Genomic DNA, 24922 nt, shown 5'->3' on the forward strand with positions numbered 1-24922 from the left:
GCTTACATGGTGACTATTCTATACACAAAGTGACAAAAAGGCGTCAGTTTGATGGCGATCCGGAATACCTGCCCGTCCCCCCGGCTGGGTACATTTTAGTGCAGCAACCGCATTGGCAAAGCGTACTGCCTGCGCCATCGGCTGTTTTTCTGCTATTGCCAAAGCCAGTGCACCGTGGAATACATCCCCGGCTCCGGTGGTGTCTACTACCTTTACGTTAAAACCTGGCTGATGCTGTAGTGCTTGCTGTTGCAGCCAAAAACAGCCGGATTTTCCTCTGGTCACATACACGGTTCCCGGTGTCATCTGATCTGCCTGCGTGAGCGCTTTTGTCACATCGTTCTCACCGGTAGCTTTGATTAATCCCGGTTCAGAAAAGGCCGCATGATCCGCCAACTGAATTAATGGCAGAATGTTTTGGGGAGTAATGTCGGCATCCAGTAAGGTAGGAACATCGGCCGCTCTGGCCTGAGTAAAGGCGTACTCTGCACCCTGATGCCAGCGAACATCCGCCAGTACCAGATCGTACTGGCTGAAATCAATTTGCTTCATCCAGTCAGGCTCATAAGGAAGGTCAGGACTGGGGTGATTAATAATAATGCGTTCGCCTTGCTGATCCACCAGCACCGCCGATTGCGATGAGCGAGCCTGACTGAAGACTTTGGTCAGAGAGGTATTCACACCGGATGATTCCAGCTCTGACAACAGGGTTTTTCCTGCCGCATCATCACCTAACCTGCCGATGAAATCGACCTGCGCTCCGAGCCGTGCAATGGCAACCGCCGCTGTCGCTGCGGGCCCACCGCCGATCTCTTTATAGTCCTGTGCGACATATTTTCCACCGCCATGGGGCAGCTTTTCCACGTAATACAGGCGGTCCTGAACCGCAATACCAATACAGGCGATCTTTATCATTGTCCGGCTCCTTTTTCATTATTGTCAGATATTGTCGTATTGCTGTCCATTTTAATTCAAATAAATGCTGAAAGAGTGATTCATGTCACTTTAATTACTTAAAATTACAAATAACATCAAATTCAATTTTAAAAATGACAAAAACGAACAATTTCTATCAATAGTGATCAGGAGGTAGGGGATGGCATTCGTAGCATTTATTGGATTGGGACAGATGGGCGCTCCGATGGCCGCCAACCTGATTAAAAAAGGGCATCAGCTCAGTGTGTATGACGTTAACCGTCAGGCGGTTGAGGTGTTAACTGGCCTGGGGGCAAAAGGTGCTGATAGCCCATCGGCTGCGGCTTCAGGTGCGGAGTTCGTGATTACTATGCTGCCGAATGGTGATTTGGTTGAGCAGGTGCTGTTTGGCGAGAGCGGGGTGACTGAGTCGCTGTCAAAACAGGCACTGGTGATTGATATGTCCACTATTCATCCATTACAGAGCGATCGTTTGTGTCAAAAAATGTCACAACAGGGTTTCAGCTATATGGACGCACCGGTAGGGCGCACTTCTGACCATGCGATTGCCGGTACGTTGTTGATTTTAGCCGGAGGAACGGAGGCGCAGGTAGAAAAAGCTAAACCGGTTCTGATGTGTATGGGCTCTGAGCTTATCAATGCGGGTGGGCCAGGAATGGGTATCCGCGTCAAGCTGATTAATAACTATATGAGTATTGCCTTAAATGCCCTGTCAGCGGAAGCGGCAGTGCTGTGTGAGGCTTTAGGCCTTTCTTTCGATGTGGCGCTTCAGGTTATGAGTGGAACGCCAGCAGGAAAAGGCCACTTCACGACTTCCTGGCCAAACAAAGTGTTAAAGGGAGATCTTTCGCCCGCTTTTATGATCGATTTGGCACACAAAGATCTGGGTATTGCGCTGGACGTTGCCAATCAGTTCCATGTTCCGATGCCGCTCGGTGCCGCTTCCCGTGAAGTTTACAATCAGGCTCGCGCAGCAGGCCGTGGCCGTGAAGACTGGACTGCGATTTTAGAGCAGGTTCGTATCTGTGCCGGACTGACCCCAAAAATAAAGCAGTAATGAATTAACTAAGGATATATGAATGAACAACTACACCATCAAAGATATTACTCGACCATCCGGCGGTTTTGCCATGCTGGCTGTTGACCAAAGGGAAGCCATGCGCTTGATGTTTATTGCTGCGGGGGTGAAGGCTCCCGTTACCGATCAAATGCTAACAGATTTCAAAGTTAACGCGGCTAAAACGTTATCGCCTTATGCTTCGGCCATTCTGGTGGATCAACAATTTTGCTACAGGCAAGTGGTTGAGCAAAACGCCATTGCAAAAAGCTGTTCAATGATCGTTGCTGTGGATGAGTTTATTCCGGGGAATGGGATTCCTGTAGATAGCGTGGTGATTGATAAACGTGTCGATCCTCAAGCGGTGAGAAAAGATGGCGGAAAAGCGCTGAAGCTATTGGTGTTATGGCGTAGTGATGAGGATCCACAACAGCGTCTTAGTATGGTTAAGGAGTTTAATCAATTGTGTCACGCCAATGGGTTAGTGAGCATTATTGAACCCGTTGTTCGGCCACCGCGTCGTGGCGATCAGTTTGATCGTGAACAGGCCATTATCGATGCAGCAAAGGAGCTGGGTGATAGCGGTGCCGATCTTTATAAAGTGGAAATGCCGTTGTCCGGTAAAGGTTCACAACAGGAGCTTCTTACCGCGTCGCAAAAGCTCAATGAGCATATCAATATGCCTTGGGTCATCCTCTCTTCCGGTGTTGATGAAAAACTGTTTCCCCGCGCAGTTAGCGTTGCTATGACCGCCGGAGCTTCGGGTTTTCTGGCGGGGCGTGCCGTATGGTCATCGGTGGTTGGCTTACCGGACACAGAATTGATGCTAAGAGATGTTTCGGTACCTAAGCTACAGCGTTTAGGTGAGATTGTTGATGAAATGATGGCTCGCCGTCGCTAATTGAGGAGGCTGAATAATGAAATGGTTTAATACGTTGAGCCATAACCGCTGGCTGGAGCAAGAGACTGACCGAATCTTTGATTTTGGTAAAAAGGCGGCAGTGCCTACTGGATTTGGCTGGTTGGGTAATAACGGTCAGGTCAGAGCGGAAATGGGAACCCATCTGTGGATCACGGCTCGTATGCTGCATGTTTATTCCGTTGCTGCATCAATGGGGCGCCCTGGCGCATATCAACTGGTTGATCATGGTATTAAGGCGCTTAATGGTGTCCTGTCAGATAAGCAATATGGCGGTTGGTACGCTTGTGTTAACGATGAAGGAATCGTCGATGCATCCAAACAGGGATATCAGCATTTCTTTGTTTTACTGGGTGCAGCCAGCGCTGTGACCACCGGACATCCTGAGGCTCGAAAATTACTGGATGAGGCTATTACGGTTATCGAAAAATACTTCTGGAGTGAACAAGAGCAAATGTGTCTGGAGTCATGGGACCAGGCATTCAGCCAAACGGAAGATTATCGTGGTGGCAATGCCAATATGCATGCCGTAGAAGCCTTTTTGATTGTTTATGACGTTACTCACGATCGTAAATGGCTCGATCGCGCACTGCGTATTACCTCGGTGATTATTCATGATGTTGCCAGACGTGGTGAGTATCGCGTCAATGAACACTTCGATGCGCAATGGAATCCGATTCGGGATTACAACAAAGAAAATCCTGCCCATCGTTTTCGTGCTTACGGCGGAACGCCGGGGCATTGGATTGAATGGGCTCGTCTGATGTTACACCTTCGTGCAGCGTTAGAAGCTCGTTTTGAAACACCACCGGATTGGTTATTAGACGATGCGAAAGGTTTATTCCACGCCACAATCCGGGATGCCTGGGCGCCAGATGGGGCCGATGGCTTTGTTTATTCTGTTGACTGGGATGGGAAACCGATTGTACGTGAAAGAGTTCGCTGGCCCGTTGTTGAAGCCATGGGTACGGCTTATGCCCTTTATTCCGTTACCGGAGATACAGAATATGAAGATTGGTACCAGAAATGGTGGGACTACTGCATCGAATACTTAATGGACTATGAAAATGGTTCATGGTGGCAAGAGTTGGATACTGACAACAAAGTCACTACCAAAGTATGGGATGGCAAGCAGGACATTTACCATCTGCTGCACTGTTTAGTGATTCCAAGATTGCCGCTTGCACCAGGTTTAGCACCTGCTGTCGCCGCCGGATTATTGGATATAAACGCCCGGTAAATACGGTATTTCTCAAGGATGTCAGCGATGCACAGTAGTGGAAAAACAATCGTACTCGTTGCGGGTCATTATCAGGCAAAAATCGTTTCTGTTGGGGCTGGTATTGCCGAACTGACTCATTACCAACGTCATTTAGTGATACCGCATAAACCAGAAGAGATGCCATTAGCGCATATGGGAAAAGTATTAATTCCCTGGCCTAATCGCGTTGCCAATGGTTGCTACCAACACGATGGTGTCGTATTTAAGCTTCCCATTAATGATCACGATTCAAATTCTGCTATTCATGGTTTCTTAGCCTGGCGTGACTGGCAAGTGACGGAACAAACGGGCACCTCAGTCACCTTAACGGCCTATTTGCCACCGAGCTATGGTTATCCCTTTATGCTGATGTCAACAGTGACTTATCAACTGGATGCAGAAGCTGGTTTAGCTGCTTATATCACAACAAAAAATATCGATGATAAATCAGCGCCTTATGGCGTTGGTGTCCATCCCTATCTAACCTGCAATCTGGATAACGTCGATAACTATCAACTGACCATTCCTGCCCGCCAGGTGCTGACAGTTGATCAACCGCTTAATCCTTCACACCTAATCACTACTGATGAATTGGGTTTGAATTTTTTAACGGCAAAGCCAGTAGGCGCACTCAGGATTGACCATACGTTTAAAACCGTTATGCCTGAGTTGTCGTCCTCCAAGTGGGAGGTCGTAATAACCAGCCAGCAGCAGGATATGTCGGTTTACTTACGCTCAGATCAACCCTGGCTACAGGTTTACACGGGCGACAAATTAAATCGGATAGGGCTGGCAGTAGAGCCAATGAGCTGCCCACCGAATGCGTTTAATTCCAGAGTTGACTTAATTTCGCTTGCGCCAGACGAGTCGCATCATCTGTTTTTTGCTATCGGCAGTAAACAAAACCCAAAAAGCGGATGCGAGCATAACTGGCACTAACAATATCAATAAGATATTCCAATTTTATGGAGGTTATAGTGGATTCACTACAACATAATTTGTCTGGTCTCGAGCTAACGCCATTAGATAATGGATTTTTGTTAACTTATCAACAACGTATTATTTTGCGTCATACGGTACAAGCCCCCTGCTTATGGGTTGGCGGTGGGGAAGCGGACATAGAAATGTTTCGCGGTAATTTTAATATTAAAGACCGTCTGAATGAAAAAATTGCTCTCACTGATACCGTTATTACCAGGCAGCCAGAAGGCTGGACGGTGCACTTTAGTCGGGGAGAATCGCTTGGTACGACGCTTGTTATTACCACCGATGAACAGGGGCGCCTGAAAATCACGTTGCAAAACGATGATAAGACACACAACCGCATTTGGCTGAGACTGGCAGCGAAGTCAGAGGATCATATTTACGGATGTGGCGAACAATTCTCATACTTTGATTTACGAGGCAAACCATTCCCATTGTGGACCAGCGAACAGGGAGTAGGGCGCAATAAGCAAACTTACGTTACCTGGCTGGCGGATTGCAAAGAGAATGCGGGCGGCGATTATTACTGGACTTTCTTCCCGCAACCAACCTTTGTCAGTACCCAGAAATATTACTGCCACGTTGATAATAGCTGTTACATGAACTTCGATTTCAGCCATCCGGATTATCACGAACTGGCACTGTGGGAAGATAACGCGACCCTGCGTTTCGAATGCGCCGACAGCTACATTAATCTGCTGGAAAAACTGACCGCATTGCTGGGTCGTCAGCCTGAGCTACCTGACTGGGTTTATGACGGCGTAACGCTGGGTATTCAGGGGGGCACTGAAGTTTGCCAGCAAAAACTTGATGTTATGCGCAACGGTGGCGTGAAGGTCAATGGAATCTGGGCTCAGGACTGGTCTGGCATCCGCATGACTTCGTTTGGTAAACGGGTCATGTGGAACTGGAAGTGGAATAGCGATCTCTACCCGCAATTGGATGCACGCATTCAACAATGGAATAGCCAAGGTGTGCAGTTCCTTGCTTATATTAACCCTTACGTTGCCAGCGATCGCGACCTGTGTGAAGAAGCGTCGAAACGCGGTTATCTGACGAAAGATGCCAACGGCGGGGATTATCACGTTGAGTTTGGTGAGTTCTATGGCGGGGTTGTCGATCTCACTAACCCTGAAGCCTATGACTGGTTTAAAGGGGGGATTAAAAAGAATTTGATTGAGCTGGGCTGCGGCGGTTGGATGGCTGACTTTGGTGAATACCTGCCAACCGACACTTATCTGTATAACGGCGTCAGTGCGGAAATTATGCATAACGCCTGGCCAGCATTGTGGGCGAAGTGTAACTATGAAGCGTTACAGGAGACTGGTAAGCTCGGTGAAATCCTGTTCTTTATGCGTGCCGGTTACACCCATAGTCAGAAATATTCGGTAATGATGTGGGCGGGTGACCAGAACGTAGACTGGAGCCTTGATGATGGGCCGGCTTCTGTTATCCCTGCGGCTCTCTCTTTAGCCATGAGCGGACATGGTTTACATCATAGCGATATTGGCGGTTATACCACCCTGTTTGATATGAAACGGACTAAAGAGCTGCTGCTGCGTTGGTGTGATTTTAGTGCTTTCACACCGATGATGCGTACTCACGAAGGCAACCGACCCGGCGATAACTGGCAGTTTGACAGCGATGCTGAAACCATTGCTCACTTCGCACGAATGACGACGGTGTTTACCACACTGAAACCTTATATCAAACAGGCGGTAGCGCAAAACGCCCAAACGGGTTTACCAGTGATGCGACCGCTTTTCCTGCATTACGAAGATGATGCTCATACCTACACGCTGAAATACCAGTACCTTTTCGGTCGCGATCTGCTGGTTGCTCCTGTGTATGAAGAGAATGTTGATACATGGTCGCTGTATCTTCCACAGGATAGCTGGATCAATATCTGGACCGGAGACACACACCAGGGTGGTGAAATAACAATAGATGCACCTATTGGTCAACCACCGGTGTTTTACCGGGCAAACAGCGAGTGGGCTGCGCTGTTTGGTTCATTACGTCATATCTGATAAGGCTAGCTCATCGGTGTGAACCGATGAGCTGAAGGAGAATTATAATGAGTCAAACTTCGACAGATCCGGCTACTCTACGTTTACCGTTCAAAGAAAAATTAGCTTATGGTATGGGGGATTTAGGATCCAATATCTTGTTAGATATTGGTACGTTATACCTACTGAAGTTCTATACCGATGTTCTTGAGTTGCCGGGGACATATGGTGGCATCATCTTCCTGATTGCTAAGTTCTTTACTGCCTTTACCGATATGGGAACCGGCATTATGCTGGACTCCCGGCGTAAAATTGGCCCTAAAGGTAAGTTTCGTCCTTTCGTGTTATATGCCGCATTCCCTGTGACGCTATTGGCCATCGCTAACTTTGTCGGCACACCGTTTGAGATAACCGGTAAAACCATCATGGCAACGCTGCTGTTTATGATGTATGGATTGTTCTTCAGCATGATGAACTGTTCTTACGGCGCGATGGTGCCTGCTATTACTAAAAATCCGAATGAACGAGCCTCACTGGCCGCATGGCGACAGGGCGGTGCCACGCTCGGCTTGCTTCTATGTACCGTGGGGTTTGTGCCGGTAATGAACCTGATTGAGGGGAATCCGCAGCTTAGCTATATTTTTGCCGCCACGCTGTTTTCTCTGTTTGGTCTGTTCTTTATGTGGTGGTGTTTTGCGGGTGTGAAAGAACGCTACGTCGAAACTCAACCGGCTAATACCGCGCAAAAACCAGGACTGTTGCAATCCTTTCGGGCTATAGCCGGTAACCGTCCTCTTTTTATCCTGTGTATTGCCAACCTGTGCACGTTGGGGGCATTTAACGTCAAACTTGCTATTCAGGTTTATTACACCCAATACGTACTGAATGACCCCATTTTGCTCTCTTACATGGGTTTTTTCAGTATGGGGTGTATTTTCATTGGCGTATTTTTAATGCCTGGCGCAGTGCGGCGGTTCGGTAAGAAAAAGGTCTATATCGGTGGGCTGTCTGTTTGGATCATCGGCGATCTCATGAACTACTTCTTCGGTGGTGATTCCGTGAGTTTTATCGGTTTCTCCTGTCTGGCGTTTTTTGGCTCAGCTTTTGTGAATAGCCTGAACTGGGCACTGGTTTCCGATACGGTGGAGTATGGGGAGTGGCGTACGGGGGTGCGTTCAGAAGGCACGGTGTATACCGGTTTCACCTTCTTCCGCAAAGTTTCACAGGCCCTGGCAGGTTTCTTTCCCGGTTGGATGCTGACACAAATTGGTTATGTTCCAAATGTGGTTCAGTCGGCCAGCACTCAGGAAGGTTTACGCCAATTGATCTTCATTTATCCTTGCGTTCTGGCGGCGATCACCATTGTGGCGATGGGGTGTTTCTATAACCTCAACGAAAAAATGTACGTTCGCATCATTGCAGAGATAGATTCTCGTAAACGTATGGCGTAATGCATTCAATATGATGGCGCCTGTTATGGGCGCCATGAGGATCGATTATGAAGGATTTACACAACCATGATCCGCTGACCTTGAAACTGAGCCTGCGTGAGAAATATGCCTATGGAATGGGTGATTTTGGCTCTAACCTGATGCTGTGTATAGGTACGCTGTATCTGTTGAAATTCTATACCGATGAACTGGGGATGCCTGCATTTTATGGCGGTATTATCTTTTTGGTGGCGAAGTTCTTTACTGCGTTCACTGACATGTTTACCGGCGTATTACTTGATTCACGCCGTAACATTGGGGTGAAGGGAAAATTCAGGCCGTTTATTCTTTATGCATCAGTTCCGGTCGCATTGGTAGCGACGGCTCAGTTTATATCGAACGATTTTAGCCTGACAGTGAAAACAGCGCTGGCAACAGTATTGTTTATGATGTTTGGGTTGTTTTATAGCCTGATGAATTGCTCTTATGGTGCCATGGTACCAGCCATCACTAAAAATCCCCATGAACGTGCTCAGCTTGCTGCCTGGCGTCAGGGTGGGGCAACAATGGGGTTATTGCTGTGTACTGTCGCTTTTATGCCGATTCAGGGGTTGTTTACCGGCTCTTCTTTAGGTTATTTCGCCAGCGCCATGATTTTTGCTATTTGTGGTCTGTTCTGCATGTGGTGGTGTTATAGCGGGGTTAAAGAGCGGTATGTGGAAGTGACGCCAGAAAACCATAAACCCAGTATTCTGCAATCGTTTTATGCGATATTTCATAATCCCCCACTGCTGGTTCTGTGTATCGCTAATTTGTGCACTCTGGCCGCATTTAATATCAAGTTGGCGATTCAGGTCTATTACACCCAGTATGTGTTGAACGATATCCATCTGCTTTCGTGGATGGGATTTTTTAGCATGGGGTGCATTCTGATTGGCGTATTTCTTGTCCCCGGTGCGGTGAAGCGGTTTGGCAAAAAACAGGTCTATCTTGGCGGTTTAACGCTGTGGGCTGTGGGTGATATTCTGAATTTCATGTGGGGGAACAGTTCGTTATCTTTTGTATTGTTCTCCTGTATGGCATTTTTTGGTACCGCTTTTGTCAATAGTCTGAATTGGGCGCTGGTTCCGGATACCGTTGATTATGGCGAGTGGAAAACGGGTATTCGTACTGAAGGATCTGTTTATACCGGTTATACCTTTTCACGAAAGATTTCAGCCGCTCTTGCCGGTTTTCTGCCGGGAATAATGCTCACACAAATTGGCTATATTCCTAACGCTATCCAGAGTAGTGACACGCTACTGGGTCTACGTCAGCTTATATTTATCTGGCCTTGTGCGTTAGCGATTATCGCTGCTTTAACCATGGGATTCTTTTATAAACTTAACGAAGAACGCTTTGCGTTAATTATTGAGGAGATCGACAAGCGTAAAAGAAATAACGTCTCAGAACATACGTTGGGTAAAGAAAAAACCTCTGTAGTAACCGATATCAAAGTAGCGATATAAAAATAATAGCCGTCATTCACCGCCTGTTAGGGTGGCGGCTTCCTTACGTCTAAAAAATGGATTTATCATGAAAAAACTGACCGTGGCAATAATATTATCTTCCGTTATATCTGCGCCTGCTTTTTCTGGTGCGTATGTCGAAACCCGTGAAGCCTACAATACTGCATCTGATTTAAATGAAGTGATCCTGCGTGCAGGTTACAACTTCGATATGGGGGCTGGGTTGATGTTTACTAATGCCTATAATGTGGGGCGATGGGATGAAATTAAACACAGTTATAATGAAATTGAGGGCTGGTATCCATTATTTAAACCTACCGATAAATTAACTATTCAACCGGGTGGATTAATTAATGATAATCGTGATGGTTCAGGTGGTGCAGTCTATCTGGATATTAACTATAAATTTATACCTTCATTTAACCTGACATTTCGCTATCGCTACAATCATAGTAACTATGACACCATGGATCTTAATGGTGATATGAATAAAAACGACACCCATGAATTCGCTAACTACTGGAATTTTAAATTAACGGATACGCTGTCTTATACCTTTGAACCCCATTACTTCCAACGGATTAATGATTACAACAGTAAAAATGGCAAAGATCATCACTGGGAAATTACCAACAAATTCAGCTATAAAGTTGACCAAAATTGGATGCCTTATCTCGAGTTACAATGGTTAGATCGCTGGAATTATTATAATAGTGAGCAGTACCGCATTCGCTTAGGGGTAAGGTATTCTTTTTAGGTGAGGTAGTGTATTGCTCGAACTTTATTGAGTCTGAATAATGATTACCGGCCGAATTATCGGCCGGTTTGTTGCATAACTGACATTTTGTTAGCCGTGATTAAATCACATTCAACTGTCCCATCATGCCCAGCGTTTCGTGCTCCAGAATATGGCAGTGGTACATGCGTAAGCCTTTATGCTGCTGAACCAGCTTAATGCGTACTCGTTCATAAGGCTTCAGGTTGATGGTGTCTTTATGGCCGATATACTCCGGCAGACGTGACTGACCGTTTAACTGGTAGCTGACCACGGTAAACTGTGTGCCGTGCAGGTGGAAGTTATGGTCCATATGGGAGTTATTGAAAATTTCCCATTCCTCAACTTCGCCCACTTTGCTGGTGAGATCGATACGTTTTGGATCGTGTTTTTTGCCGTTAATCAGGAAGTTCATACCGGACATGCCTTTGCCCATATCCATGGTTTCGGTGTATTCCAGCGTTTTTACCGCACTGGCTTTACCGATATTGGGCAGGCTGGCCAGTTTTGTCGGTAAATCAGGTAACTGACTGGCTTTCAGATTAATGGATGCCAGCGAGCGGGTGACTTCTTCAGTGGTACACCCCATTTTGCCGCGATCGTAAGCCAGCGCCTGAAGGCTCTGTGTGCCAGATTTTTTCGGTACAATCAGAATTTCTGCCCGTTCTCCCGGCGTTAACAACAGGGTGGTGAGCTTATAAGGCTGTTCCAGCAGACCGCCATCGGTACCTATCAGGTAGATATCTGCATCATTCAGGGACAGATTAAGATAACGACCCGAGCAGGCGTTCCACAAACGAGCACGGGTTGCCTGATTCAGTGTAATTTCCGGATGTGATGCACCATTGATCAGAACAAACTGTCCTTCCCGACCGTTCATCCAGTCCATCATAGAGTTTGGTGCAATTTGACCATCGGCACTGAGTTTGAGATCGGAAATCAGCCAGTTCTGCACCGGAATATGCGCCAGCTGATCCTGTTTTGGCTTAACGATAAACACCCCGGCCAGACCACGAAATGCCTGTTCAGCGACGGTGTTATGTCCATGAGGATGATACCAGTAGGTACCGGCACAACCTTCGGGCAGAGTGAATTTATAGACGCGAGAAGCGCCGGGAGCCACTTCATCTTGCGGGTTGCCATCCTGATCCGGTGGAACAGGTAGCCCATGCCAGTGTACGGTGGTGGGCTGTGGTAATTCATTTTTAAATAAGATCTCTACCGTATCCCCTTCAAATACTTCGATGGCGGGGCCGGGGATCTGGTCGTTATAGGCCCAGAACTCAGTTTCGACCTGTGGAGTTAGCTGAACCCGAACCGGTTTTGCCGTAAGGGATGCGCTGAAATAACCCGACTTATCGCTGGTGTTAAGCAGTTTTTTCAAATCAGGTAGCGGAAGGTTCTTGGGCAGGGCGGATTCCGGTAACAGCTTGCTGTTATGCATTTCCCCCATGGACATGTTGCCCATGTTGTGATGAGACATATTTTCCATATTGTGTCCGGAAGGCATCTTTTCCATATGGTGTGGCTGTGCCACGACTTTGGCTGCTGCCAATGTACCAACGGCTGCCGCCAGTTTAGTTAAAAATAGTCTACGGTTCATAATGTTATCCTCAACTGATCATCATCAATGATGAACAGAGTAATGATGTGGCTATAAGCACATCATGCGATTGAAATCTGAATGCTAAGGCGAAGATACGGACAAAGCCCGATAAGCCGCTTTAGCCGGTTTAAACGAGATGATTTAAACGCTGAGATTTCTGGGAGGATAGGGTTCTGGCTGTAGTGAACGGGAGTGCCAGCTAACAGCAGAGAAGCGGTAGGTCTCATGGCCGACCGAGGTGGCAACAGAAAGTGATATGGAAGGAACAACGGAAAAACAGAGCATACAGTGTGCATTATCGTTGCAGTGATCCATTGGGGCATCATGCTGTGACATTGAGGTATGGTGTTCCTGAGTAACGGATACCGGGGCACAAGCATCATGATTTGCAGCCATTGCAAAGCCCGGCGCGCTAAACAGCACGGCCAGAATCAAAAGCAATTTGGGCAGCAATGATAACTTCATGATAGTAAAGGAGCCTTCCCTGTAAGTTAATCAACCGTTAATAACAAGCATGTTACTCGTGAGCATCGGGTGTTTCAATGCTCTTTAATCTTCTTTAATAATTAGCAGGGGAAGTAAATGGCGGCGATATCAGTTATCACCGCCATTTGAAGAGATTTAGCGTTTTTGTTTAAGCAGGAAAATACTGATAGCCAAAAACAGCAGGCTTGGTAATAACGCACCAATAAATGGCGGTACGCCATACACCAGGCTGAGTGGACCAAAAATCTGGTCAAGCACATAGAAGATGAAACCAAAGCTGATACCGGTGACCACCCGGATACCCATCGGCACGCTGCGTAGCGGGCCAAAGATAAAAGATAATGCCATTAGCATCATTACCGCCACCGATATTGGTGACAGCACTTTGTTCCAGAAAATCAGCCGATAGCGGGCAGATTCTTGTCCGCTTTGCTTCAGATACTTACTGTATTCATACAGCCCACTGGCGGACAGGGATTCCGGGTTCATGGCAACCACCCCCAGCTTGTCCGGTGTCAGGTTGGTTTGCCACTCTTCATTGAGGGTTTGGGTACCAACAATTTTATCCGGCTGACTGAGGTCGGATTGATCGATCTGGAATAGCTGCCAGGTATTGCTGTTTTTATCGTAAGTGGCGGTACTGGCATAGCGCACCGATAGCAGCTTACGTTGTTTATCAAAATGATAAATGCTGACGCCGGAGAGCTCGTCTTCTTTCACCACGTTTTGGATATAGATAAAGTCATTCTTATCTTTTGCCCATATTCCATCGCGAGTAGAAAGCAGCGAACTGCCGTACATCATTTGAGCGCGGGTATTACGGGCAGTTTGTTCACCCAGCGGAGCAACCCACTCACCAATAGCCATAGTGAGCAATACCAGAGGAATAGCGGTTTTCATTACCGCGGAGGCGATCTGCATCCGGGTAAAACCAGAGGCTTCCATCACCACCAATTCACTGCGGGTTGCCAGTGCGCCTAAACCTAATAGCGCACCTAAAAGTGCCGCCATCGGGAAAAAGGTTTCTATATCTTTTGGTACGCTTAATAACGTGTAAAGACCAGCACCTAAGGCATCATAATCCCCTTTACCGGTTTTACGTAGCTGATCCACGAACTTGATAATTCCGGACAGGCTGACCAGCAGAAACAGGGTACTCATGATGGTACTGAAGATCGTACGGCCGATATAACGGTCTAAAACGCTGAACATAAATTAAACCGCTCCTCTCAGCCGGGCACGCAGGCGGCGGGAAGGTATGCTATCCCACAGATTGAGTAAAATACCCAAGGCTAAATAGCCCAGGTTGACCACCCAAACCCAGATCATCGGATCGATCTTTCCCCGGCTGGCGTTTGATTTTAATGAACTCTGTAGCAGGAAGTAGATCAGATACAGCAACATTGCCGGTAGCATACTGACTACGCGCCCCTGACGTGGATTCACTTCACTTAGTGGTACCACTAACAGCGCCATCAACGGCACAGAGATGATGAGCGTTAAACGCCAGTTCAGCTCGGCTTTAGCCTGATGACTGTCAGATGCTATCAGTGAAGACATGCTGGCTTGTTCTACATCGCTGTCATCAAACATCGCTTCCTGATGGCCGATAACCGCTTGATAATGAGTAAAATCGGTAATACGGAAGTCCCGCAGTAAAGCGGTACCTTCGTATCGGGTACCGGTATCTAAGAAGATACGCTGATTGCCGTTGAGGTCTTCAACGATATGGCCTTTATCCGCCACCACAACCGAAGGTCGCTGGTTGCCGGAAGGACGTAACTGCGCCAGAAAAACGTCGGTAAACTCATTGCCTTCTACTTTGCCAACAAACAGCACGGCGTTGCCATCCTGAGATGGCTGGAATTGACCCTCCACCAAAGCACCTAAACTTGGGTTGGCTTTGGCATCGGCAATAATTCGCTCCTGGCTTACCGCGGATAATGGCCCTAACCAGGCCGAGTTTATCCCGGCAGCCGCGCCGGTGAGTATTGAAAGGGCCAGTGCGGCAATCAATAATACATTTTTGCTTAAGCCGCAGGCGTGCATTACGGTGATTTCACTCTCCGAATACAGCTTACTGAAGGTCATCAAAATGCCCAGGAATAAGCTCAAAGGCAGAATGAGTTGTGCCATCTCGGGAATACCGAGGCCAAGCAAAGAAAAAATTAAGTTCGTCGGGATATCTCCCTCAACAGCCATCGACAAAACCCGTACCAGTTTCTGACAGAAAAAGATCAGAAGTAGGATAAACAGGATTGCGATTTGACTCTTGAATGTCTCCCGGATCAGATATCTAATGATTATCAAGTTAATTACGCCTGTGAAAACTTGTTTTTTTACAGGAAAGCCGATACTTTCATCGTTAATTCGCCATTTTTACTAACATCTACCATAATGGCAGCCTATATTGCTAATAATAGTATTAATGGGCATAAAATATTAACACTATTTGTGTCACGTTAATAAAAACCGCAGGGGCGTTACGGATCTGTCTATTCTATCCATAACTCACCTGCCTTGTCTCTTTAAGATTCAGGAGAGTGCATGGAGTTCAGTGTAAAAAGTGGTAGCCCGGAAAAACAACGTAGCGCCTGTATCGTCGTCGGTGTTTTTGAACCTCGTCGTCTGTCACCTATAGCCGAGCAGCTGGATAAGATCAGCGATGGCTATATCAGTGCGTTACTCCGCCGTGGTGAACTGGAAGGTAAGGTTGGTCAAACTTTATTGTTACACCATGTACCAAACATACTTTCAGAAAGAATTTTATTAATCGGTTGTGGTAAAGAGCGCGAGCTTGATGAGCGCCAGTACAAACAAGTGGTGCAAAAAACCATCAACACCCTGAACGATACCGGCTCAATGGAAGCAGTCTGCTTCCTGACTGAGTTGCACGTAAAAGGGCGCAACACTTACTGGAATGTCCGTCAGGCCGTCGAGACCACCAAAGAAGCACTGTATATTTTCGATCAGTTGAAAAGCAATAAAGTCGAACCCCGTCGTCCGCTGCGTAAAATGGTTCTTAGCGTACCAACTCGCCGCGAACTGACCTGCGGTGAAAAAGCTATTCAGCATGGTCTGGCGATTTCTGCCGGTATTAAAGCGGCAAAAGATTTAGGCAATATGCCGCCAAATATTTGTAACGCTGCTTATCTGGCTTCTCAGGCACGTCAGTTGGCCGATGCTTTCAGTGAAAACATCATTACCAAAGTGATCGGTGAACAGCAGATGAAAGAGCTGGGCATGAATGCTTATCTGGCGGTAGGTCATGGTTCCCAGAATGAGTCGCTGATGTCAGTGATTGAATACAAAGGTAATCCGGTCGCCGATGCCAAACCTATTGTTCTGGTGGGGAAAGGGCTGACGTTTGACTCGGGTGGTATCTCTATCAAACCTGCCGAAGGCATGGATGAGATGAAATATGATATGTGCGGCGCAGCGTCAGTATATGGCGTAATGCGTGCAGCAGCGGAGTTAAAACTACCGCTGAATATCATCGGGGTGATGGCCGGTTGTGAAAACATGCCAGGGGGACGCGCCTATCGTCCGGGGGATGTGTTGACCACCATGTCAGGACAAACCGTTGAAGTACTGAATACCGACGCGGAAGGTCGCTTAGTGTTATGCGATGTATTAACTTACGTAGAGCGTTTTGAACCTGAAGTAGTGATTGACGTCGCAACCCTGACCGGTGCCTGTGTCATCGCGTTAGGCCATCAAATTACCGGCCTGATGTCGAACCACAACCCACTGGCAACAGAGCTGGTTGGAGCATCCGAACAGGCCGGTGACCGTGCATGGCGCTTACCGTTAGGTGATGAATATCAAGAGCAGTTAGAATCTAACTTTGCTGATATGGCCAACATAGGTGGCCGTCCTGCCGGGGCGATTACTGCGGGTTGTTTCCTCTCCCGCTTTACTCGTAAATACAGCTGGGCACATCTGGACATCGCCGGCACCGCATGGCGCTCAGGCAAAGCCAAAGGCGCAACCGGTCGTCCGGTCGCACTACTAACTCAGTTCCTGCTTAACCGTTCAGGCCAAAGTTACGACGAGTAAGGCTATTCGTGTAGGCAACAGACATAAGGGTAATGCTGTTTATTTCTGTTGCCGTAGTGACATGGTATTATGATGTCACTTATGTAATTTCACTAAGGGCACGCATGGCGTGCCCTTCAGATTGATGAAATAGCCAATCGGAGGGAGAGATTGCCGTTGGGGTCGACTTGGCGTAAGCCAACGAAGTGCCCCTAGGGAATCTAGGCCCGACGCTCTCCGATATTAAGTACAGATGGTCTTCCGGTCGGGTACAACGCAGATATAAGCACGCTGCTTTTACGACCGGAATATCCTCTGAAGCTGACTTAAATGTATTTATCTGCAATCTCAATAAATAGAGCTAACTCCAACACCAACTATGAAAACAGCATCATTTTATCTACTCGACCACAGCAACTCATCACAGGGCCTCTCTGCCTGCGAGGCGTTGGCCTGTTGCGTAGCAGCTGAACGTTGGCGCATGGGAAAACGTGTCCTGATAGCCTGTGAAACTCAGCAACAGGCAGAGCAGTTGGATGAAGCACTATGGAAGTTGGATACCAACCAGTTTGTCCCACATAACCTGGCGGGTGAAGGCCCTAAATATGGAGCTCCGGTGGAGCTGTGCTGGCCCGGTAAACGCAGCAACGCACCACGGGATCTTCTGATTAATCTACAGAGTCAATTTCCGGATTTTGCTACCGCATTCTATGAAGTGATAGACTTTGTTCCACATGAAGACGATTTAAAACAATTAGCGCGCGAACGTTATAAAGTTTATCGCAGCGTGGGTTTTAATCTGTCTACGGCAACGCCGCCAACCATCTGAATGATATAAAAATACCATGGAAAAAACATATAACCCGCAAGAGATCGAACAGTCCCTTTATCAACATTGGGAAGAGAGTGGCTACTTTAAGCCAAATGGCGACACCAGCAAAGAGAGCTACTGCATCGTCATTCCTCCACCGAATGTCACCGGTAGCCTGCATATGGGACACGCATTCCAGCAGACCATCATGGATGCCATGATTCGCTATCAGCGCATGCAGGGAAAGAATACCCTGTGGCAGGCTGGGACTGACCACGCCGGTATCGCTACTCAGATGGTCGTGGAACGCAAAATTGCCGCTGAAGAGAACAAGACGCGCCATGACTATGGTCGTGAAGCTTTTATCGACAAAATCTGGCAGTGGAAAGCAGAATCAGGTGGCACCATCACCGGTCAAATGCGCCGTTTAGGTGCATCGGTAGACTGGGATCGTGAACGTTTCACCATGGATGAAAGTTTATCCAATGCGGTGAAAGAGGTTTTCGTTCGTCTGCATAAAGAGAACCTGATTTATCGCGGCAAACGTCTGGTTAACTGGGATCCAAAACTGCGTACGGCGATTTCCGATCTGGAAGTCGAAAACCGTGAAACTAAAGGTTCTATGTGGCACCTGCGCTACCCGCTGGCAGATGGGGTAAAAACCGCTGACGGTAAAGATTATCTGGTGGTTGCCACTACGCGTCCTGAAACGCTACTGGGTGACACCGGCGTAGCCGTTAACCCTGAAGACCCTCGCTATAAAGACCTTATCGGCAAGTATGTAGTACTGCCGCTGGTTAACCGTCGCATCCCGATTGTGGGTGATGAACATGCGGATATGGAAAAGGGCACCGGCTGTGTGAAAATCACACCAGCTCATGACTTTAACGACTATGAAGTTGGACGCCGCCACGGCCTGTCAATGATCAATATTCTGACCTTCGACGGTGATATCCGCGATAGCGCAGAAATATTTGATACTAATGGTAAGCCAAGTGAAGACTATTCCGATGAGTTACCGTCTGAGCTGCGTGGATTAGAGCGTTTTGCTGCGCGTAAAGCTGTGGTTGCTGCCTTTGATAGTCTTGGCTTACTGGAAGAGATTAAACCGCATGACTTAACGGTACCTTATGGTGACCGCGGTGGTGTGGTTATTGAACCAATGCTAACTGACCAGTGGTATGTTCGTACGGCTCCACTGGCAAAAGTTGCCATTGAAGCGGTTGAGAACGGCGATATTCAGTTCGTACCTAAACAGTATGAAAATATGTACTTCTCCTGGATGCGTGATATTCAGGATTGGTGTATTTCCCGTCAGTTATGGTGGGGACACCGTATTCCTGCATGGTATGACGCAGAAGGTAACGTTTACGTTGCCCGTAACGAAGAAGAAGTGCGTAAAGAAAATAACATTCCGGCTGACGTAGCCCTGACTCAGGACGAAGACGTACTGGATACCTGGTTCTCATCCGGTTTATGGACGTTCTCAACATTAGGCTGGCCGGAAAATACTGAAGATTTACGTACTTTCCACCCAACCAATGTGCTGGTGAGTGGCTTCGATATCATCTTCTTCTGGATTGCCCGCATGATCATGCTGACCATGCATTTCATCAAAGATGAAAACGGCAAGCCACAGGTACCGTTTAAAAACGTCTACGTTACCGGCCTGATTCGTGATGACGAAGGACAGAAAATGTCTAAATCCAAGGGCAACGTTATTGACCCACTGGATATGATTGACGGTATTTCGCTGGATGGCCTGTTAGAAAAACGTACCGGTAATATGATGCAGCCACAGCTAGCGGAGAAAATCCGTAAGCGTACCGAGAAGCAGTTCCCGAATGGTATCGAAGCTCATGGTACCGATGCGCTGCGCTTTACTCTGACGGCGTTAGCCTCAACCGGCCGTGATATCAACTGGGATATGAAACGTCTGGAAGGTTACCGTAACTTCTGTAATAAGTTGTGGAACGCCAGCCGCTTTGTATTGATGAATACGGAAGATCAGGATTGTGGCCAAAACGGCGGTGAGATGGTGCTTTCGCTGGCGGATCGCTGGATTCTGGCAGAGTTTAACCAGACGGTGAAAGCCTATCGTGAAGCGTTGGATAGCTATCGTTTCGATATGGCTGCCAACATTCTGTATGAATTCACCTGGAACCAGTTCTGTGACTGGTATCTGGAGCTGGCGAAGCCGGTGATGAACTCAGGTTCTGAAACAGAACTGCGTGGTACACGTCATACGCTGGTTCACGTGCTGGAGTCATTGTTGCGTTTAGCGCATCCAATTATTCCATTTATCACTGAAACTATCTGGCAACGTGTGAAGCTGCTGAAAAATATCACTGCAGACACCATTATGCTGCAACCTATGCCGGAATACGATGCGGCACTGGACGATAAAGCAGCCCGTGATTCACTGGAATGGATCAGACAAGCGATTGTTGCGGTACGAAATATTCGCGCCGAAATGAACATCGCCCCAGGCAAACTGCTGGATGTATTACTGCGTGAAGCCAATCCGATGGCGCAAAGCCGAGTGATGGAAAACGAAAACTTTATCAAAACGCTGGCGCGTCTGTCATCAATCACCATTCTGCCAGCCGGTGATAAAGGCCCGGTTTCTGTGACCAAACTGGTGGAAGGCGCCGAGCTGTTAATTCCAATGGCGGGTCTGGTAGATAAAGCCGCTGAGTTGGAGCGTCTGGCGAAAGAAGTGACACGCATCGAAGAAGAAATGGGGAAAATTGAGAGCAAGCTGGAAAACGAAGGCTTTGTTTCTCGTGCTCCGGAAGCGGTAGTGGCTAAAGAGCGTGAGCGTTTAGCGACCTTTATCGCAGATAAAGCCAAACTGTTAGAGCAGAAGGCGACTATTGCTGCGTTATAATCTGAAGATATACCGGATTAACGTTTAACCGAGTATAAAAACAAACGGCCCCACCATGACTGGCGGGGCCGTTTTATTATGCACATCAATAACAGCGATAACGTCGAGGCACATTAGCGGTTACTGTCTCATCCTGATTGTGCGGTGCATCCTTTCAAATGCTTCCTGCTTGTAACTCGGCCGCTTCCCTACGGCTTTATTCCAGGGGGTAATATCTTCCCTGATTGCTGCGATTACCATCCAAATTTCGCAGCGAATTCTTCCAGATAGTCCCTATCTGCTAACTTAACGCTTCCTTATTATTCGACGAGTGAGAACGAGGCTATTCAGACTTATCGTTAACCACCTGACTATACAGCGTGTCCTTTCATATAATCAGGTTGCTTCAATTTTACAGTTTCCATGTTGCCTTTATTACGCAGGTGGATGCCATCTTTATCAATAGAATCAACAAATACGTCTGTGTAACCTTTAAGCATTTCACCAACGCGGTAGTTAATTTCTTCACTGCCTTGTTTGAGTGTTGCCATGGATAAATCGGTATCATCGCTGTAGACAATAGCACTAACCTCCACTGCGACAGGCGGTGCCTGAACGGCGGTTGTTGGGGCGGAGGTTGCCTGATTAAACAAGGTCAGATTTGCCGGCTCTGCTACGACCTCCATTTTTGCTTTATGAGGATGTTTGGCACTACTGTTTAAGGCATAGCTTTGATGATTGTCATAGGTGTGATAAGCCTGAAAAGCACCAAATCCGAAAACAACGGCTATCAGGGCAGGAACGGTATATTTATTGATAATATTCATTTGCACTATTTGGTACCTCTGTAGACAAAACTGAAAAGTCATGAGCTCATTAATAAACGTTGAGGCCGTTGAGCCATGCTTGCTTGGAAGGTATTTTGCCGAGGGAGAGGGGGTAATTCCACACACTTTCAGTCCTAAAAAAAACCGCCATACTTACGGGTTGTTACGCCTGATTTTTTTGTGGATTCACTTATGTAAATTGAGTAATCGCTTATTAAACTCACCGATAGTCTTTTATTTAAATGAGGCTATCGGTAAGTAAGTCGTGGGTTATAGGGTTTGCATAGATGAAGATGATAATTGGATACACTCAGTTAAATACTGCTCATCTTGCAGAATATAGCTTTTGAGTAACCTGAGTAGCGATGAGTAAAAACCAAACTTATCTCGTTGCAGACATAGTTTCACCATACCCGGTAACCAGCTAAGCAGACGATCTCTGATGTATTCATGTTGTGAAAATAAGGACGTTGACTGACTATCAGGTGATTCAATCAATAGAGCCAGAACGGCAAGTTGAACGGCCAAATGATCAGATGCCTCATTATTTCCGGTTTGCTGTTTCAGGTGGCTTAGCCATTGGTTCATCCGGATCCTTTCTTCCGCCGGAGAACTATGAGGATAGTGTCCGGCATAGGGAGATACCCCACTTGGCGGTGCCATCAAAAATAATTCAGCATAATCAGCAGCCAGCTCAAGATGATTGTCCGGACGGTTGATTAACGCCTTCAATTTACGTCGAAATAGATCGGCGGGAAGGCGTAGCTCAGGAATTGATTTAAGCCCACGTAACAACTGTTGAAGCTCAGGTGAGTTTAGTGAGGCTATATCGGTAACAGAGAGTTCCTGAAATAGCAGGTAAGCAAACCAACGGTAGATATTGGCCCGTTCCCGGGCCAGATTGTCAGTTCTTATCATGCATGGGTACCCTGAACTTGTTGTGGCCCACCAAAACCGGTTACGGCGGGAATCACCCCTTGATAACGTTCAACTTGTACAACTGCCGTATGGGCTGAGGGACCTTGAGCAAGCTGGGATGTGCCTATATCTGCACTCAGAACGTTAGGATCGCCATAGGTACAAAGAGTACCGACTTTGCCGCCTTCCAGTGGTGAATACCAGGCGCCTTCATGAATACGAACAACCCCTGAAACATAATCTTCACTGATGACAACGCCGGCTAGTACCTGCCCACGGGCATTAAATACTCTGGCGATATCACCCTCTTTTAGTCCACGTGCTTTTGCATCCGCCGGGCTGATATACAAAGGTTCACGTCCATTGACCGCATAAGTCTGGCGATAGCTATCGCTGGAACAGATTTGAGAGTGCAGACGCTTATCCGGATGGCAGGATTGCAGATGAAGTGGATAGGTTTCTGCCTGCTTGCCGCTGTGAATACGCTCAAACGGCTCCAGCCATACTGGATGGCCCGGACAGTCCTGATAGCTGAACCCGGCAATGGTTTTACTGTATATTTCAATGAGCCCCGACGGAGTTCCCAGCGGGTTAAGATCCGGTGATTCACGAAACTCACCATGGCGTACCCATGGCGTTCCTGCCGGATATTCAATGTAGCCTTCGCCATTCCAGAAGGTGTCAAAATCAGGCATGGTTACTCCAGTCTCCTGGCCTTGCTTACGTCCTTCATCATACAGGCGCTGAATCCATTGCATTTCTGTCAGTTTTTCGCTGTAAGTCTCATCCTGATTAAAACGTTTACACAGCTCGGTAAAAATATCGAAGTCATGGCGTGCTTCAAACTGTGGTTTAACAACCTGACGGATTGCCATCAGCCCTTTATTAGAGTGAGTGCCAAATTGCTCAATATCATTGCGTTCATAGCGGGTGGTAACCGGCAAAACAATATCGGCAAAACGGCAGGAGGCTGTCCATTGATGGTCAAGAACAATGATAGTTCCAGCTTTTTCCAGGCCTCTATCATACGGTTACGATCTTGCTGAGCGTGGAATGGATTGGCTGCGGTGAAGATAGCCATTTTTATATCCGGAAAGGTAAGTGTTTCGCCATTAAAGGCTAACTTCTTGCCCGGGGAGAGTAAACAGTCCACCATACGGGAAACGGGAATGTGCGGCGATGCGCCACGAAAATCTGCGGCATGTACTGCTTTGGGTGGGTTACTTAATCCGCCAAGACCGGATAAAACGGGCCCTTTAGAGGTTATTGTGCCGCCACCATTATAGTGCCAGCCAAAACCAACGCCGCCGCCGGGTAAGCCAATTTGACCAACCATAGTCGCCAGAACCACCAGCATCCATGGATACTGCTCACCATGATGCATACGCTGTACGCACCATCCTCCCATAAACTGAGTACGGCCTTTCACTAATTGACGGGCTAATTCACGTATTTTTTCTGCATCGATACCGCAAATGGCCGCTGCCCATTTGGCATCTTTGGGCTGTTTGTCGGTTTCTCCCGTTAGATAAGGTAAAAACTGCTCAAAGCCAACGCTATACTCTTTGACAAAGGCTTCATCGTACAGCTTTTCACTGTACAACGTATGGGCTAGCCCTAACATGAGTGCGACATCGGTCTGTGGATTAAGCGCCAGTTGCTCACAGCCCAAATAATTTTGCGTTTTGCTGCGCACCGGATCGATGCTGATAACCCGCATTTTCCCCTGTGTCACTTTGTCTTTGATTTGTTGCCAGTAGCCGAAAGGTTCGTGGTCTGGAACCAGATACTCAATTTGCAGGTTTTTGATGGGATCACAGCCCCAAAGAATGATGGTATTCGTATTTTCAATCACCAGCGGTAATGAGGTTTGCTGCTCATACACTTCCAGTGAACCGATCACATGTGGAAGAACCTCCTGTGCAGCAGCGGCGGAGTAGTCACCTACGGTAGTAACATAGCTACCGTGCATGCCGAGTGCTCTGTCTATTGCACCACCGGCTTTGTGTAATTTACCAACCATTTGCCAGTCGGCAAGACCGGTAAACACGCCGGATGAACCGTATTGTTTCTGTACTCGCTCCAGCTCTTGCCAGAACAGATCCAGCGCCTGATCCCAGGTAACACGTACAAAACGGTTATCTCCCCGTTGTGAACGGTCAGATTTTTCCCGTTTGAGCAACCAGTCAAGGCGTACCATAGGGTAGCGAACGCGAGAAGGGTTATAAACAATCTCTCTTACTGCCTTAAGCATGTCACAAGGAAATTTGTCATGCTTAAATGGACGCGTATCAGTCCATTCACCATTAATCACTTTGGCTTCAAAAGCGCCGAAGTGGCAACCGGATTGAATCCACTGTTCAGGGTTACTTTCTGCCGCCCAGGCACGGCTCATTAATGGCCCGGTGCTGATTGCGCTCAGGGCTCCGGTAGCCATTATTCCTTGAATAAAACGGCGTCTCGAAGAGCTAATATTTTGAAAACTCAT

The 24922-nt window shown here is 47.4% G+C and carries 18 protein-coding genes and 1 pseudogene; 11 read left to right on the top strand and 8 right to left on the bottom strand.

Annotation, left to right across the window (positions count from 1 at the left end):
- Positions 1–18: 18 nt before the first annotated feature.
- Complete coding sequence (locus I2494_RS05445; protein ID WP_218466095.1) at positions 19–915, bottom strand: sugar kinase; 897 nt, start codon at positions 913–915, stop codon at positions 19–21.
- Positions 916–1096: 181 nt separating this feature from the next.
- On the opposite strand from I2494_RS05445, the gene yihU reads away from it, so the two are divergent.
- The 8 genes from yihU to ompL all read left to right on the top strand — a co-directional run bounded on the left by yihU (position 1097) and on the right by ompL (position 10861).
- On the top strand, positions 1097–1993 hold the full coding sequence (gene yihU / locus I2494_RS05450; protein WP_218466096.1) for a sulfolactaldehyde 3-reductase: 897 nt from the start codon (positions 1097–1099) through the stop codon (positions 1991–1993).
- A gap of 22 nt (positions 1994–2015) precedes the next feature.
- The gene (gene yihT, locus I2494_RS05455; RefSeq protein ID WP_218466097.1) at positions 2016–2894 is read left to right on the top strand and encodes a sulfofructosephosphate aldolase; all 879 of its coding nucleotides are present in this window, start codon (positions 2016–2018) and stop codon (positions 2892–2894) included.
- A 16-nt stretch (positions 2895–2910) separates the two neighbouring features.
- Positions 2911–4152, top strand: a complete 1242-nt coding sequence (yihS, locus tag I2494_RS05460; protein ID WP_218466098.1) for a sulfoquinovose isomerase — start codon at positions 2911–2913, stop codon at positions 4150–4152.
- A 27-nt stretch (positions 4153–4179) separates the two neighbouring features.
- Positions 4180–5112, top strand: a complete 933-nt coding sequence (locus I2494_RS05465) for an aldose-1-epimerase (protein WP_218466099.1) — start codon at positions 4180–4182, stop codon at positions 5110–5112.
- A 59-nt stretch (positions 5113–5171) separates the two neighbouring features.
- Positions 5172–7187 (top strand): alpha-glucosidase, encoded by a 2016-nt coding sequence (locus I2494_RS05470; protein ID WP_407657877.1) that lies wholly within the window; start codon positions 5172–5174, stop codon positions 7185–7187.
- A gap of 47 nt (positions 7188–7234) precedes the next feature.
- The gene (locus I2494_RS05475) at positions 7235–8617 is read left to right on the top strand and encodes an MFS transporter (RefSeq protein WP_218466101.1); all 1383 of its coding nucleotides are present in this window, start codon (positions 7235–7237) and stop codon (positions 8615–8617) included.
- A 47-nt stretch (positions 8618–8664) separates the two neighbouring features.
- On the top strand, positions 8665–10104 hold the full coding sequence (locus I2494_RS05480; RefSeq protein WP_218466102.1) for an MFS transporter: 1440 nt from the start codon (positions 8665–8667) through the stop codon (positions 10102–10104).
- Between the two features lie 67 nt (positions 10105–10171).
- A complete protein-coding gene (ompL, locus tag I2494_RS05485) occupies positions 10172–10861 on the top strand; it encodes a porin OmpL (RefSeq protein WP_218466103.1) in 690 nt (229 codons plus the stop codon).
- A gap of 100 nt (positions 10862–10961) precedes the next feature.
- Here ompL and I2494_RS05490 read toward each other — a convergent pair whose 3' ends face one another.
- The 4 genes from I2494_RS05490 to lptF all read right to left on the bottom strand — a co-directional run bounded on the left by I2494_RS05490 (position 10962) and on the right by lptF (position 15281).
- Entirely contained in the window at positions 10962–12482 is a 1521-nt protein-coding gene (locus I2494_RS05490; RefSeq protein WP_228350853.1) for a multicopper oxidase family protein, read from the bottom strand.
- Positions 12483–12626: 144 nt separating this feature from the next.
- Positions 12627–12950, bottom strand: a complete 324-nt coding sequence (locus I2494_RS05495) for a hypothetical protein (RefSeq protein ID WP_218466104.1) — start codon at positions 12948–12950, stop codon at positions 12627–12629.
- Between the two features lie 156 nt (positions 12951–13106).
- On the bottom strand, positions 13107–14183 hold the full coding sequence (gene lptG / locus I2494_RS05500; RefSeq protein ID WP_218466105.1) for an LPS export ABC transporter permease LptG: 1077 nt from the start codon (positions 14181–14183) through the stop codon (positions 13107–13109).
- Positions 14184–14186: 3 nt separating this feature from the next.
- Complete coding sequence (gene lptF, locus I2494_RS05505; protein WP_218466106.1) at positions 14187–15281, bottom strand: LPS export ABC transporter permease LptF; 1095 nt, start codon at positions 15279–15281, stop codon at positions 14187–14189.
- Positions 15282–15518: 237 nt separating this feature from the next.
- Between lptF and pepA the strand changes: the two genes are divergently transcribed.
- The 3 genes from pepA to I2494_RS05520 all read left to right on the top strand — a co-directional run bounded on the left by pepA (position 15519) and on the right by I2494_RS05520 (position 20710).
- Positions 15519–17030 carry a leucyl aminopeptidase gene (gene pepA, locus I2494_RS05510; protein WP_218466107.1) on the top strand — a complete coding sequence of 504 codons (1512 nt, stop codon included), beginning with the start codon at positions 15519–15521 and terminating at the stop codon, positions 17028–17030.
- A 358-nt stretch (positions 17031–17388) separates the two neighbouring features.
- The gene (locus I2494_RS05515; RefSeq protein ID WP_218466108.1) at positions 17389–17838 is read left to right on the top strand and encodes a DNA polymerase III subunit chi; all 450 of its coding nucleotides are present in this window, start codon (positions 17389–17391) and stop codon (positions 17836–17838) included.
- 16 nt (positions 17839–17854) lie between these two features.
- Positions 17855–20710, top strand: coding sequence for a valine--tRNA ligase (locus tag I2494_RS05520; protein ID WP_218466109.1), 2856 nt, complete (start codon positions 17855–17857; stop codon positions 20708–20710).
- A gap of 350 nt (positions 20711–21060) precedes the next feature.
- Here the strand turns inward: I2494_RS05520 and I2494_RS05525 are convergent, their stop codons facing one another.
- From I2494_RS05525 to torA, 3 genes and pseudogenes are all read right to left on the bottom strand, one after another.
- Positions 21061–21516: a type II secretion system protein N gene (locus tag I2494_RS05525; RefSeq protein WP_228350874.1), complete on the bottom strand. Its 456-nt coding sequence runs from the start codon at positions 21514–21516 to the stop codon at positions 21061–21063.
- A gap of 270 nt (positions 21517–21786) precedes the next feature.
- The gene (gene torD / locus I2494_RS05530; RefSeq protein ID WP_218466111.1) at positions 21787–22434 is read right to left on the bottom strand and encodes a molecular chaperone TorD; all 648 of its coding nucleotides are present in this window, start codon (positions 22432–22434) and stop codon (positions 21787–21789) included.
- Positions 22431–24922: pseudogene (torA, locus tag I2494_RS05535) on the bottom strand (trimethylamine-N-oxide reductase TorA). The gene torD and the pseudogene torA overlap by 4 nt, the downstream one beginning before the upstream one ends.

Source organism: Limnobaculum allomyrinae, assembly GCF_016649425.1.
GTDB classification, from domain to species: Bacteria; Pseudomonadota; Gammaproteobacteria; order Enterobacterales; family Enterobacteriaceae; genus Limnobaculum; species Limnobaculum allomyrinae.